12 protein-coding genes are annotated in these 14,316 nt (G+C 60.9%); 4 read left to right on the forward strand and 8 right to left on the reverse strand.

Going from position 1 to position 14,316, the window contains the following annotated elements; all coding sequences use genetic code 11:
- Positions 1–35: 35 nt before the first annotated feature.
- The 6 genes from KO536_RS05395 to KO536_RS05420 form a co-directional block, all read right to left on the reverse strand.
- Positions 36–821, reverse strand: a complete 786-nt coding sequence (locus KO536_RS05395; RefSeq protein ID WP_257622807.1) for an amino acid ABC transporter ATP-binding protein — start codon at positions 819–821, stop codon at positions 36–38.
- Positions 822–837: 16 nt separating this feature from the next.
- On the reverse strand, positions 838–2,079 hold the full coding sequence (locus tag KO536_RS05400; protein WP_219261349.1) for an FAD-binding oxidoreductase: 1,242 nt from the start codon (positions 2,077–2,079) through the stop codon (positions 838–840).
- A 47-nt stretch (positions 2,080–2,126) separates the two neighbouring features.
- Positions 2,127–2,837 (reverse strand): ABC transporter permease, encoded by a 711-nt coding sequence (locus KO536_RS05405; protein ID WP_133079398.1) that lies wholly within the window; start codon positions 2,835–2,837, stop codon positions 2,127–2,129.
- Positions 2,834–3,553, reverse strand: coding sequence for an ABC transporter permease (locus KO536_RS05410; RefSeq protein ID WP_046810349.1), 720 nt, complete (start codon positions 3,551–3,553; stop codon positions 2,834–2,836). The genes KO536_RS05405 and KO536_RS05410 overlap by 4 nt, the downstream gene beginning before the upstream one ends.
- A gap of 103 nt (positions 3,554–3,656) precedes the next feature.
- The gene (locus KO536_RS05415; RefSeq protein ID WP_133079397.1) at positions 3,657–4,412 is read right to left on the reverse strand and encodes a transporter substrate-binding domain-containing protein; all 756 of its coding nucleotides are present in this window, start codon (positions 4,410–4,412) and stop codon (positions 3,657–3,659) included.
- A 13-nt stretch (positions 4,413–4,425) separates the two neighbouring features.
- Entirely contained in the window at positions 4,426–5,301 is an 876-nt protein-coding gene (locus KO536_RS05420; protein WP_133079396.1) for a MurR/RpiR family transcriptional regulator, read from the reverse strand.
- 132 nt (positions 5,302–5,433) lie between these two features.
- On the opposite strand from KO536_RS05420, the gene KO536_RS05425 reads away from it, so the two are divergent.
- Complete coding sequence (locus tag KO536_RS05425; protein ID WP_219261350.1) at positions 5,434–6,444, forward strand: Ldh family oxidoreductase; 1,011 nt, start codon at positions 5,434–5,436, stop codon at positions 6,442–6,444.
- Positions 6,445–6,585: 141 nt separating this feature from the next.
- Here the strand turns inward: KO536_RS05425 and KO536_RS05430 are convergent, their stop codons facing one another.
- Together KO536_RS05430 and KO536_RS05435 are read right to left on the reverse strand one after the other, a co-directional pair.
- Positions 6,586–7,620, reverse strand: a complete 1,035-nt coding sequence (locus KO536_RS05430; RefSeq protein WP_219261351.1) for an AraC family transcriptional regulator — start codon at positions 7,618–7,620, stop codon at positions 6,586–6,588.
- Entirely contained in the window at positions 7,617–8,537 is a 921-nt protein-coding gene (locus tag KO536_RS05435; RefSeq protein WP_219261352.1) for a GGDEF domain-containing protein, read from the reverse strand. The genes KO536_RS05430 and KO536_RS05435 overlap by 4 nt, the downstream gene beginning before the upstream one ends.
- 397 nt (positions 8,538–8,934) lie before the next feature.
- Between KO536_RS05435 and KO536_RS05440 the strand changes: the two genes are divergently transcribed.
- From KO536_RS05440 to tolQ, 3 genes are all read left to right on the forward strand, one after another.
- Positions 8,935–11,469 carry a TonB-dependent receptor gene (locus KO536_RS05440; protein WP_219261353.1) on the forward strand — a complete coding sequence of 845 codons (2,535 nt, stop codon included), beginning with the start codon at positions 8,935–8,937 and terminating at the stop codon, positions 11,467–11,469.
- A 150-nt stretch (positions 11,470–11,619) separates the two neighbouring features.
- Complete coding sequence (locus tag KO536_RS05445; protein ID WP_219261354.1) at positions 11,620–13,536, forward strand: phytase; 1,917 nt, start codon at positions 11,620–11,622, stop codon at positions 13,534–13,536.
- Positions 13,537–13,591: 55 nt separating this feature from the next.
- A complete protein-coding gene (tolQ, locus tag KO536_RS05450) occupies positions 13,592–14,302 on the forward strand; it encodes a protein TolQ (RefSeq protein WP_133079388.1) in 711 nt (236 codons plus the stop codon).
- Positions 14,303–14,316 lie beyond the last annotated feature (14 nt).

Below are 14,316 nucleotides of genomic sequence, written 5' to 3' on the forward strand. Positions count from 1 at the left end.
TGATCGCGAGCAAGCCCGCTTCCACAGGGTGGTGTCTAGTGCACGATCTGCGCTAAAAACGCCTTGGCCCGCGGGCTTTTCGGGGCGTTGAAAAACTCTTCCGGTGGCGAGTCCTCGATCACCATCCCGCCATCCAGGAACAACACCCGCTCGGCCACCTGACGGGCAAAGCCCATTTCGTGGGTCACGCACAGCATCGTCATGCCGCTGCCGGCCAGGTTGACCATGACGTCCAGCACTTCGCTGACCATTTCCGGGTCCAGCGCCGAAGTGGGCTCATCGAACAGCATGATTTTCGGCTCCATGCACAGCGCCCGGGCAATGGCGACGCGTTGCTGCTGGCCGCCCGACAGCTGGCTCGGGTACTTGTCGGCCTGGCTGGCAATCCCGACCTTGGTCAAAAAATGCTGCGCCAGTTCGATCGCCTTCTTGCGCGACAACCCGCGCACCGACATCGGCGCCAGAATGCAGTTGTCGATTACGCTCATGTGCGGGAACAGGTTGAAGTGCTGAAACACCATGCCGATTTCGCTGCGCACCTTGCTCGCTTCGCGCGTGGGCAGTGACAGGTCGGTGTCGTTGATCAGGATGCGGCCCTGTTCGGCGATTTCCAGGCGGTTGATACAGCGGATCAAGGTCGATTTGCCGGAGCCGGAAGGGCCGCACAGCACGATGCGTTCGCCTTCGCGCACTTTCAGGTCAATGCCCTTGAGTACGTGAAAGGCGCTGTAGTACTTGTTCAGCCCGGCGATATCCACCACTACCTTGCGGGTATCAGTGACTGGCGACACGGGGTGAACGTAAGCAGGTTGTGCGTGCATGGTGTGTCTCCAGTGATCAGTGAAAACGTTCGGCGCTGTAGGGCGCAGGGTCGGTGAAAGGCTTTTCGCCGGTCATCATCTCGGCCAACAGGCGCCCGCTGACCGGGCCCAGGGTCAGGCCGTGGTGGGCGTGGCCAAAGTTGAACCACAGGCCCTTGTGGCGACTGCCAGGCCCGATGACCGGGCACATGTCCGGCAGGCACGGGCGTCGGCCGAGCCAGGGCTCGGCATCCACACGTTCACCCAATGGATACAGGCGCTGGGCCCGCTCTTCGCAGCGGCGCAACTGGATCTCGTTGATCGGGTCATCGCTGTCGGCGAACTCGATGCCGGTGGTCAGGCGGATGCCGCCCACCATCGGCGCCAGCACGTAACCCCCCACCGAATCGAGGATCGGATGCTGCATGGTCTGGCCGTCCCTGGCCGCGTAATGCATGTGGTAGCCGCGCTTGATCGCCAAAGGAATGCGATAGCCCAGGGGCTCGAAGATGTCCCGTGCCTGTGGGCCGAGTGCAACCACCACTTCATTGCCGACGATCAGCCCTTTCTGGCTTTCAACCTGCCATTGCCCTGCCGTTGCCCGCAGGCTGGTGGCATTGCCGGTCACAAAGGTGCCGCCGCGCTTGATGAACAGTTCGGCGTAGCCACGGGTCAGGCCACCCGGATCGCTGACGGTCTTGGGGTCCAGCCAGTGAATGCCGCCGATGACATCGGTGTGCAGGCCCGGCTCCAGGGCGTGGACTTGCTGCTCGCCGAGCACCCGATAGTTGAGCTGGTATTCGCTCAGGGCGGCGGCGTCACGCTGGGCTTTGTCGAAGTCGGCCTGGGTGCGATACACCTCGATCCAGCCGCTGTCGTCAATCAGCTCGGTCATACCCGCCGGCTCAGCCAGCAGGTCGTGCTCGGTCACACATTTTTCAATCAGCGGCAGCATGGCCCGGGTGGCCTTGGCCAGTTCCTTGGGGCCGGACTGCTGCCAGTATTTCAACAGCCACGGCCCGGCCTTTGGCAGGTGCTTGAGGCTGTAGCGCACATCGGATTGCTGATTGAGGCCATAGCGCAGCAAGCGCGAAATTTCACGGGGGAACGAGTAGGGGATAACGCTGGCGCGTTCGATCAGCCCGGCATTGCCGTGGCTGGTGCCGCTGCCAGGCGCTGCGCGGTCGAGCAGCACGACGCTGCGCCCGCGGGCCTGGAGTTGCAACGCGGTACTGACGCCGACGATGCCGGCCCCCAGAACGATAGTGTCGCAGTGCATAAACAAATCCTTAAACAGGGGCCGTGTTCGCAGCCCGAACAATGGGCTTACTGCAAATGGCGGCCGAGACGGCCTTCGATCAACTTCAGGCTGCGTCGCACCACTTCCACGATCAGCAGATACAGCACGGCGGCCCACAGATAGATCTGGAAGTCGAAGCTGCGCGAAAACGCCATTTTGGTAACACCCATCAAATCGTAAATGGTCACCAGGGAGGCAATGGCACTGGCCTTGATCATCAGGATCAGCTCATTGCCCAAAGGGCCGATGGCCACCAGCAGCGATTGCGGCAGGATGATCTTGCGAAAGGCCGTCCATCGCGACAGGTTCAGCGCCTTGCAGGCTTCACGCTGGCCCTGGGCAACGGACAGGATGCTGCCGCGCAGGATTTCGGCCTGGTACGCCGCCGTGTTGAGGGTGAAGGCCAGCAGGGTGCAGAACCAGGCATCGCGGAAAAACCACCACAAGCCCACGTCTTGCCAGAAGCCCTTGAACGAGCCCAGGCCGTAATACAGCAAAAACAGTTGGGCCAGCAGCGGCGAGCCACGGAAGAAGTACACGTAGGCGCCGGTAAAGCTGCGCAAAAAGCGGTTGCTGGACAAGCGCCCCAGGGCAATCAGCAAGCCAAGCAAGGCACCCAGGGTGAACGAAATTGCCACCAGCTTGCCCGTCACCAGCAGCCCGTCGATAAAGCGCGGGCCATAGCGTTCAAGCAGGTCGGGGTTGAGAAACATGTTTTGCAGATCCGCCAGACTCATGGCTGCGCGCTCCGTTGATGGCGGCTGAAGTAGCGTTCAAGGAAGGCAAACAGCCGCCCGGAAATCGCCGAGAAAAACAGATAGCCCAGGCACGCGACGCTGTAGAACAGCATCGGGTCTTTGGTCACGCTGACCGCCAGGTTGGTCTGGCGCATCAGGTCCACCAGGGAGATGGTCGACACCAGCGAGGTGTCCTTGAGCAGTGACAGCCAGTTGTTGGACAGGCCGGGCAGGGCGATGCGCGCAAGTTGTGGCAGCACCACTTTGCGAAAGGTGGTGAATTTGCTCAGGCCCAGTGCCGATGCGGCTTCGAACTGGCCCTTGGGGATGGTTTTGAACGCACCCAGCCAGATCTCGCTGGAGAAGGCGGCAAACACCAGGCTGAAGGCGACCATCGCGGCCACGAAGGTATTGATCGTGACCTGCGCGTCGTAGCCCATCATGGCGAGGATCTTTTGCGCGGCGATCTGGCAGCCGTAGTAAATGATCAGCAGTGTCAGCAATTCCGGCAAACCACGAAAAACCGTGGAGAACGTGGTTGCCCACGCCCGCACCCAGCGGTTTTTGGAACGTGCCGCCACGGCCACGGCCAGGCCCAGTGGCAAACCGATAGGCAGGCAGCTCAGGGCCAGGGCAATGGTCACCATGGCGCCTGCGAGCAGGGCCGAGCCCCAGCCGCCACTGGCGAAAGAAAGAAGTGAGAGTTGATCGAGCATGCTCGAATCCCCGGGCAAAATTGGGCCGAAATTCAGCCGCCGCGCACGTCAGGTGCGCGGGGCAGGGTCATTGGCAGGGAGCCCTCAAACGAAGGCGGGCGACTCAGTAAATGTCGAAGTCGAAGTACTTGCTGGAGATCTTTTTATACGTGCCGTCGGCCACGATTTCGTCCAGCGCCTTGTTGAAGCGCTCGCGCAGGACGTTATCGTTCTGGCGCACGGCAATTGCCGCGTCGGCATTGGTGCCGTCAACGTCACCGATGATTTTGCAGCAGTCGTCGCTGGCCTTGTTGATCCATTCCAGCAGCGGGAATTTGTCGGCAATGACGGCATCGACGCGGCCGTTTTTCAGTTCGGCGTTGGCTTCGTCAAGCGTGGGGTACAGGTTGAGTTTGGCGCCGGCTTTCTCGTAGTGATCCTCGGCGTAAATACCTTGGGTCGCTGCGCCCTGGGCACCGATGGTGCGGCCCTTGAAGTTGATCTGGGCATCGGTGATGTCAGAGTCTTTTGGCACGGCAATCGACAGCGGGGTGCGGTAGTAGTGATTGGTGAACGCGATTTTCTTTTTGCGTTCATCGGTCACGATCATCGACGCCACGATGGCATCGTACTTTTTAGCCATCAGTCCCGGAATGATGCCGTCCCAATCCTGGGCAACGATCTTGCACTGGGCATTCATGCGTTCACACAGGGCGTTGGTGATGTCGACGTCAAAGCCCGACACCGTGCCGTCCGAATTAGTGGTGTTGAAGGGAGGGTAGGCGCCCTCCGTGGCGATAGTCAGCGTGTCGGCGTGCGCGTTTGCTGCAACGGCGGCCACCAGTGCACATGCACTTGCAAAGCGAATGACGTATTTCATCTAGCACCTCGTTTTATTGTTTTGATCCGGGTGAGGATGTGTAGCCCACGAACTCATTGTGTAAGGCCGCGGTAGCCTCAAGACGCTTCTCAACGTCCGGCCCCAGTTGTTTGCACACTTCATTGATCAGCAGATGCACCAGCGACAGCATGGCCGCGGTGGATTCCCAGAACAGGTTGAACTCGGTGGGCACGCGAAACACTTCATTGGCGCTCTGGTCGGCCCAGTCGCAGAAGGTATCGGTGACCAGCGTGACCTCGATCCCGGCCTCACGTGCCTTGCGGCACAACAGCTGGGCGTGGCGCGAGTAGCGTCGGGCTTCAAACACCACCAGGGCACAGTCTGCGGGCGGGCACAGCAGCACGTCGGCGTAATGCCCGGCGGCGCCATCGACCAGTTGCACGCCATCGCGCAGGTATTGCAGCAAATGCACCATGGAGGCGGCAATCCCGCGCTCGGTCTGGAACCCTGCGACAAACACTTTGCGCCGCGTGGCCAGGCGCTGACTGACCGCACGCCACTGCGGCGTGAGGCTGTATTCGTAGACCTTGACCAGCGCGCCGACTTCAAGCTCAAAACTGCGTGGCAACGCCTGGGGGCTCTGGCTCGACTGCTGGCGGAATTCTTGCAAGCGATCACCGACAAGCCACGGGCCATCGCCCAGGTCGTCCTTGAGATCGTTTTTCAAATCCTTGAAATGGCTGTAGCCCAGCGAGCGGCAAAAACGCCCGACACTGGATTCGCTGACCCCCAGTTTGCTGGCGATGTCGGCGGCTGTCTGAAACGGCAGTTCGTAAAGATTGGCCAGCATGTAGCTGGCAATCGCCCGACCCGAAGGTGCGGCGGTTGACAGACTGCTTTCAAGGCGTTGTTTAATCGGCTGGCTCACGACTGCTTCCTGTTTTTATTTCAGCGCGTTGCAGAAAGTGAATGTTTTCTGTCATTAAGTCAACAATTGACAGAGAACTGTCACCCAAGGATAGTTTGCCACAGACAAAAATAATCAGATTGGAGCGCCAGAATGTCTTCTACGCAGTCGCTTTCCCTGGTCGAACTGACCGCCTTGCTGCAACGGATTTTCGAGCGTCATGGCACCTCGCCGCAGGTTGCTCGGGTGTTGGCTGACAACTGCGCACGGGCTCAGCGCGATGGTTCTTATAGCCACGGGGTATTCCGCATTCCGGGCTACCTGTCTTCGCTGGCCAGTAATTGGGTCGATGGTCAGGCTGTTCCGGTCGTGGAAGATGTAGCCTCGGGCTTTATCCGCGTGGACGCTGCCGGTGGCTTTGCCCAGCCTGCATTGGCTGCTGCCCGTCAGTTGCTGGTCGAGAAAGCCCGCAACGCCGGGATTGCGGTACTGGCGATTCGAAACTCGCATCACTTTGCTGCGCTTTGGCCGGACGTGGAACCGTTTGCCGAAGAAGGTCTGGTGGCGTTGAGCGTGGTGAACAGCATGACCTGCGTGGTGCCCCACGGTGCGCAAAAGCCCTTGTTTGGCACCAACCCGATTGCCTTTGCGGCACCCCGCGCCGAGGGTCATCCGATCGTATTCGACCTGGCTACCAGCGCCATCGCCCACGGCGATGTGCAAATTGCCGCGCGCAAGGGTCATCAGTTGCCTGCCGGTATGGGGGTAGATAAACAGGGTGAGCCGACTCAAGACCCGAAAGCGATTCTTGACGGCGGTGCCTTGCTGCCATTTGGCGGGCACAAGGGTTCGGCGCTGTCGATGATGGTCGAATTGCTGGCGGCGGCGCTGACGGGTGGCAACTTCTCGTTTGAGTTCGACTGGTCGAAACACCCGGGTGCGCAAACCCCGTGGACGGGCCAATTGCTGATCGTGATCGACCCGAGCAAATCCGGCGGCGACAGCTTTGCCCTGCGCAGCGCAGAACTGGTGCGTCAGATGCACGCCGTGGGCCTGGAGCGCATGCCCGGCGACCGTCGTTTTATCGAACGTGCGAAATCGTTGGACGAAGGCATCCCGCTGGGCGCTGAAGAGTTGGCCAGGTTGCGTGAGCTGGCGGGGTAACTGCACGAAGGATCCGATTACCTGTGGGAGCGGGCTTGCTCGCGATAGCATCACCGCGGTTTGCCTGAAACCCCGCGTGGCCTGCATCGCGAGCAAGCCCGCTCCCACAATCCACCTGCGCGCATCAGGTTGGTTGGTGACTTATAGCGCCAGAAACTGCCGGATCAGATTGGGCGTACACCCCGTCCAGCGCTTCAACGCCCGGCGAAAGTTTGCCGGGTCGCTGAAGTTGAGGTGCTCGGCCACGGCCTCGTTACTCAGCCCCTTGATCTGGTACAGGTACAGCGCCATGTGTTTGCGCGCTTGATCCTGCTGGGCCTGAAAGTGCGTGCCATGCTTTTTCAGTTTGCGCTTGAGGGTGGCCTGGCTCATTGAAAAGTGCTGCGCCGCCTGCTCAAGGCTCGGGGCGTGTTGCGCATTGTTGCGCAAGTACACATACAACCGATCCAGCAGGCTGGCGCTGAAGCCCAGGCTATGCAATTGCTCCTGGGCCTGCTGGTACGCCACCTGCCGGGCAATGGCCGAGCCGTTGGGCCAGGGCCGCGTCAGGTATTCGCGGGGCAGGCGCATCATGTCCAGCTGGCAGCCGAACTGGGTGTTTTCCCCCAGATGCACCCAGTATTGCTCCACATAGCGCGGCTCTGGATGACTGAAGCTGCACTCCCACGGCAGGCGTTCGCCGCTGAGCCACTGACTCATCGCCATCAGCGCCGTCATGCTGGCCTCCAGCACAAAACGCAATTGCTCCCGGGCCCCGCAACTGTCGAGCCAGTACACGTAGGCGTACTTGTCGTCCAGCAACAGGCGCGGCGTCAGCAGCGGGCTGAGCAGGGCGCGGTGATGGATCAGGGTTTCCAGGGCCTGATGCAGATTCTGCGCCTGTTGCAGGGCGTGGCTGGCCGGGCCGTAGTGCCCCGGCCACAGGCGTTGGCCAAACAGGAAGCTGCTGTCATCGGCTTCGAGCAAGCGCTGGGCGTTGGCAATCAGGCCAAAGCACTGCTGGGGACTGAGGCGGGTGTGGCCGGCCACAATATCGTCGTAGAACAGCCCGGTACCGCGCAGCAGGCGATGGCTGTCGATGTCCCGTGATAGCGCCAGATCAATCAGAGTGGCGGGTTGGTAATGCCCGGCAATAAAACGGCTGTCCGCTTCGTACCAGCGGGTATGGAGCGTCATGCGCGTTTGCTCCGTGGCGGCTTGGCGCGCACCAGCGCCAGATTCAGCCGCTTGAGCAATTCATCGGGTGCGTCATCAAGGGCCATCACCACGGCGGTGCTGGCCGACAAATAGACCCGCTCGCCATGTTGCCGGGTTTTGTGGGCCAGGCTTTGAACCGCCTGTTGCAACTCAAGGGCCAGCAACCGGGCCTGACTTTCTCCGGTGCCGGGCAGCAGCACGACAAAGCGGTCACCGGCCAATCGGCAGAGCAGGTCGTGGCGGCGCAGGTTGAGCAGGAGCAATTGGCTGAGGGCTTGCAGCACGGCATCACCTTCGGGGTGTCCGTAGTGCCGGTTGATCGAGGCAAAGTCGTCGATATCCAGCGCCAGCAGTGACAGCGGCTGTTGCTGCTCAAGGCTTTGCACGAGGCATTCGCTGACTTGGCGCTTGAGGTATTCGGCGCCGCCCAGGGGAGTCAGTTTGTCGAACAGCCGATGCTCGCGAAACACCCGCTCGCGTTTCTCCATGTGCTGGTTGATCGCCTGTTGTTCACGGTGCCAGTGGAACAGGCCGATGGTCAGCAAAATCATGCCGATGGGCATTGGCCCCGATTCCAGCCAGTGATCCCAGCCGATGTGCTTGGGCAGGCGGACAAACTCGTCCAGCACGTCCATCCACCAGGAGAAAAACATGAAGCACAGACCGTAGGCCAGGTAGTTGGTGACCCGTCCGGTGGGCCGGCTTTTAAGCACCAGCCCCAGCCAGAACAGCATGAACAGGGCTGTTCCCCCTTCGCCGATGATGTCCAGCCAATGCCACTCGCTGAAGGCTTTGGGCGTACCAAAAGCCAGGTTCAGCAGTACGGCAAGATTGGCCGCCAACAGGAGCAGGCCGAGCTTGTAGCGGTGGTGTTTAAGAACGTTTAACCAAGTCATTTCAGTTCTGCCAAAACGTATTGCCGGTCAGCAGAACAGAGGTGTGTGACAGCGGTGTGACGGGGGGGGCGGGTCGAATCAGCTCAGGTGTCTCGTGCAAAAACCTTGAACATTCCCCTGTTTGACCCTGGGAGCGGGCTTGCTCGCGATGCACGCGACGGGGTGGCTCAGTTGCACCGCGTTGATGCTATCGCGAGCAAGCCCGCTCCCACAGGGTGCGGGGTAGCTGACGCGGGTCATATCAGCTCAATTGCCTTCAAAGTGCCGCTCAAAAGCCTCTGTTTCGGGGTTTTAGCCAAACACTGTCACAGCGTTGTCATCCACCAACCCTAGCTTTCGCTCCCAAGTTGTCGGGCCATTTGCCCGGCCTGATGGGCGATTTTGGGGGAGGACAAACATGTACAAGTGTCGCAGCAAGGCGCAGTGGGTCGGCTTTACCGTCAGTGCATTGGCCCTGGCAATTGCCAGTGAGCGCCTGAGCGCCGCCGAGGCATCGAGTATCGGCGCCACCGAACACGTTGAAGTGGTCGGGCAGGCCGTCAGCCTGGACAAGGCGCTCAAGCAGCAGCGCAATTCGGACAACATTGAAAGCGTGGTGCATGCCGATGGCGTGGCGCAGTTGCCGGACGCGAACGTCGCCGAGGCCGTGCAACGCCTGCCCGGTATCAGCATTGAACGGGATCAGGGCGAAGGCCGTTTCGTCAGCGTGCGGGGCCTGGGGCCGGACCTGAACAGTGTGACCATCAACGGCACGTTGGTGCCGTCCCCGGAAAGCGCCCGTCGTGCCGTGGCCCTGGACGTGTTGCCCTCGGAGCTGGTGCAGTCGCTGTCGGTGATCAAGACCCTGACCCCGGACATGGACGCCAACTCCCTGGGTGGCACGGTGGACGTCCAGAGCCTGTCCGCGTTCGACCACAAGGGCCTGTTCTACACGGGCAGCACAGAGGCCGGGTACAACAAGAACAGCCACAAGACCAGCCCCAAGGTGTCGGGGGCCATCAGTGACCGTTTCAGCCTGGGCGACGGCGTCGACAACTTTGGTGTCGCCGCAGCGTTGAGCTGGAACAAGCGCGACTTTCGCTCTGACAACGTCGAGACCGGCGGCGACTGGGACTTCAGCGAGGGTGCACGACTGAACAGCTTCGAGCAGCGGGTGTATGAGATCAGCCGCGAGCGTACCGGTGGCGGCCTCAACTTCGACTACAAGCCCGACGACGACACCAGCCTGTACTTGCGCACGCTGTACAGCCGCTTCGAAGACAACGAAACCCGCAACTCCACCAGTTTTGAATTTTCCGACCCCCAGGCCGAAGGGGAAGTGGGCCCGACCAAGACCAAGCGCAAGCTCAAACAGCGCGAAGAAACCCAGGAAATCCAGTCCTACGTGTTCGGCGGCGAACGCATGATGGGCCTGTGGACCCTGAGCGGGCAGGCCGGTTACAGCGAATCCAGCGAAGACAATCCGGGCGGCATTGCCGGGGCCACCTTCAAAGGCAATTCCGGCATCGGTGAAGGGGGGTTCTACGATACCGAAAAACCCCGGCCCATCATTGGCGCAGGCTTTTATGACCCGGCCAATTTCAGCCTCGACAAGGTGGACTGGCAAGAGCAACACACCAAGGACACCGAGAAAAATATCCGCCTGGACCTGGCCCGCGACTACGACGTGCAGGGCTATGCCTCCCAGGTCAAATTCGGCGGCAAGGTCAGCCGTCGCAACAAGGACAATGACCTCAATGCCTGGACCTACAAGGACTTTTCGGATCTGGGTTTCAGTGACGAGCAACTCAGCCTCGAGCAGTTCAACAAGGGCAACCTGCACTACAACCTCGGCCGGTTCGGACCAGGCATCAGCGGCGGTGCGATCAAGGATCTGATTGGCGGCTTGAACCGCAACGATTTCTACAACGAGCAAGACTCGCGGGCCAATGACTTCACCATGCGCGAAGACATCAACGCGGCTTACTTGATGAACACCGTCGATATCGATGACTGGCGCTTTATTGCCGGCATGCGCTACGAAGGCACCGAGTTCGAAGCCAAGGGCACGGGTGTGCGCGATGGCGTTTTCGAAGATCAGGACACCCAGCGTGATTACCACCACTGGTTGCCCGGCCTGCATGCCCGCTATCAATTGGCGAAAAACACCCAGGTGCGTGCGGCCTGGACCAACACCGTGGTGCGTCCGACCTTCGGCCAGCTGGCCCCGGGTTTTGTTATCGAGGATGACAAGGCCGAGTTCGGCAACCCCAACCTCAAGCCGCTGGAGTCGAGCAACTTCGACCTGGGCATTGAGCACTTCATGGGGCAGGCGGGCACGGTGTCGGCGTTCCTCTTCTACAAAGACATCAAGAACTTCGTCTACAACAACGACCTGGCCGGCAGTGGCGAGTGGGTCGACTTCACTGAGGCCCACAGCTATGCCAACGGCGACAGCGCCAAGCTCTACGGCCTGGAACTGGCCTACTCGCAAAAATTCGACTGGCTGCCAGCGCCCTGGAACGGCGTGATCCTGGGTGCCAACAGCACGTTCAGCCGCTCCAGCGCCAGCATCAAGGGCGTTGATGCAGCCACCGGAGCAAGCCTCAAGCGCGATATTGATTTGCCGAACCAGTCCAACACCGTCGGCAACCTGATGCTCGGCTGGGAAGACGACAAGCTGAGCCTGCGCCTGTCGGCCAACTACAAGTCGGACTACCTCTACGAACTGGCGGGGGTCAACGACAAGGCCCATGACACCCATGTCGATGCCCAGACGTTTGTCGACTTCAGCGCCCGCTACTCGCTGACCAAAAACCTGCAAATCAAGTTCGACGCCCAGAACCTTACGGACCAGCCGTACTTCGTCTACAGCGGCAACAGTCGCTACAACAACCAGTACGAAGAATACGGCCCCACCTACTCCGTAGGCCTGACCTTCACCCATTTCTAAGCGCTGGGCAAATCACTGTAGTCGCTGCCGAAGGCTGCGAAGGGTTGCGGAGCAACCCGTTCTCCAAAAGCTGCGCGATGCTTTTTCGCAGCCTTCGGCAGCGACTACAGACCAGGCTTTAACCCCATTTTCTTATGGATTGCATGACCCATGACCCATGTATTCAAACGCACACCCCGACTACTGCCATTGCTGGTGTGCCTGGGCGCAGGCAGCGTGCAGGCGGCTACCGAAGTGGCCGCCCCGGCATTGCAGCAATGGTCCACCAGCAAGGCCCAGGCCCTGAGTTACTTGCCGAATGGCACCGGGGACGAACGCCTGGCCGTCAGCAAGCGTGAGGGTGTGTTGCTGCTCGACAAACAGGGCAAAACCCTGAGCCGCGTGCCGGGGGCTTTTGCCGGGCTGGACAGCCGTGCACTGGGGGATCAGGTTCTGGTAGCCAGTCACGACAAGGACAGGCAGCAAGTGGCGCTGTTCAGCCTCGACCCCAAGAGCCATCAATGGCAACCCCCGACGTACTTGCCCGCCCGTGACTATGGGGTTGAAGGGGTGTGCCTGTACCAGGATGACGCACGCAATATCTACCTGTTCACCGTGGGCGAAGAAGGCAAGGGCGAGCAGTGGCTGGTAGCTGCCGACAGCCAGCGTTTGCCCGCACCACGGCTGGTGCGCAGCCTGCCGTTGCCGCCTCAGGCGAAGTTTTGTCAGGTGGACGATGGCGCGCAGAACCTGTTCGTCAACGAAGAAAAGGTCGGCTGGTGGGCTTACCCGGCGCACGCAGAAGCCGATGTTGAGCGCGTGCCCGTGGCGATGGTCGAGCCCTTCGGCAATGTGAAGAAAAGTGCAGGGGCCATGGCGCTGGTACCGGGCGGGATGCTCGGTCTTGACCCGCAAGCGGCGCAGTTGAATCTGTATCAGCAGCAGGGCAAACGCTGGTCGCCTGTAGCCAGCCTGGCGCTGAACGGGATGATCGAGCCTGAACACCTGGCCCTGCGCCAGACACCCCAGGGTCTGCAACTGCTGGTGCAGGACGGCGCCAGCAGCAAGTTGTACGAAGGCACACTGGCCTGGAAAACCACACCGGCCAGCCTGCCCCCTGTGCTGGTCAGCGTAAAACCTGCGGTGCAAACCGAGGTGGTGATGAGTCAGGGCGATGCGGCGGATGACCCGGCGATCTGGGTTCACCCGCAAACACCGGCCCTCAGCCGTGTATTGGGCACCAATAAGCAGCAGGGCCTTGAAGTGTACGACCTGCAGGGCAAGCGTGTGCAGCATCTGCCGGTCGGGCGGCTGAATAACGTCGATGTGCGCCCGGGCTTCGAGCTGGGCGGGCGCACAGTGGATCTGGCCGTGGCGACCAATCGCGATCACAACAGCCTGAGCGTGTTCAGCATCGACCGCGCCACTGGCACCTTGCAGGAGGCGGGCGAGATTGCCACGCCGGTTTCGGACATCTACGGCCTGTGCCTGTTCAAGGCGCCCTCGGGGGAAATCTACAGCTTTGCCAACGACAAGGACGGCACCTTTGTGCAGCACCGCCTGGTCGCCAGGGGCAATACGGTCGAGGGCGAACTGGTGCGTCAGTTCAAGGTGCAAACCCAGCCCGAAGGTTGTGTGGCAGACGACCGCGGCCAGCGCCTGTTTCTCGGTGAAGAAGACGTGGCGGTGTGGGCGGTGGATGCCCGTCCCGACCAGCCGGCAACGCTCACCAGCGTGATCAGGGTGGGTGAGCAGGTGCATGACGACATCGAAGGGATGGGGCTGTATCAGACCGAAAAAGACAACTACCTGGTGATCTCCAGCCAGGGCAACGACAGCTATGTGGTGGTGGATGCCGAGCCGCCTTACGCCCTGCGTGGCGCTTTTCGGGTTGGGGTGAATGCTGTAGCGGGCATCGATGGCGCGTCGGAAACCGATGGCCTGGATGTGACGTCCGCCAACCTCGGTGGCCCCTGGAGCAAAGGCATGCTGGTGGTGCAGGACGGCCGCAAACGCATGCCCGAGCAAGCCCAGAACTTCAAGTACATCCCCTGGAGCGATGTGGCCAATGCGTTGCACTTGCCATAACCCGGTCATCTGAATGCTTTTCAATCCTTCAATCGCGGATCAATGGAGTAACAACATGCACGCAACCATGGAACACATGACGATCTGGGGCCTGATCAGCGACGCGAGTCTGCTGGTCAAAGGCGTAATGCTGACCCTGTTGGTGGCCTCGCTGTTGAGCTGGTTTCTGATTGTGCGGCGCAGCGCCATTTTGCGTCGCAGCGAGCGCGACATGGACAGCTTTGCGCAACGGCTAAGGGCTCAGGGTGAGCTGAATGCGCTGTACCGCGAAAGCCGCGATGTCAGCCATGAAGACGCGGGCGCCGAGCAGGTGTTTGTCGCCGCGTACACGGAGTACGCCCAGCTCAGGCAGCAGCCCGCCGTGGATGCCGAAGGGGTGATGCAAGGGGTTGAGCGTGCGTTGTATGTGGCCATCAGCGAGCAGGAAATCCGCCTGGAAAAAGGCCTGCAGTTTTTGGCGACCGTTGGCTCGGTGAGCCCCTACATCGGGCTGTTTGGCACCGTGTGGGGGATCATGAATTCCTTTATCGGCCTGTCGCAGGTGCAACAGGCGACGTTGTCCACCGTGGCCCCCGGCATTGCCGAAGCCCTGATCGCCACGGCCATCGGCCTGTTTGCAGCCATTCCGGCGGTGATTGCCTATAACCGCTTCTCGGCCCGTGGCCAGACCCTGCTGACCCGTTATTACAGCCTGGGCAACGAAGTGCAGATGCGCTTGTACCGCAGCTTGCATGCCGGTTCGCGGAACATGTCCGCCGTCGCTTGAAAGGGAGTTTGAAC

This window comes from Pseudomonas sp. NKUCC02_KPG (genome assembly GCF_019345465.1).
Classification (GTDB): Bacteria; Pseudomonadota; Gammaproteobacteria; order Pseudomonadales; family Pseudomonadaceae; genus Aquipseudomonas.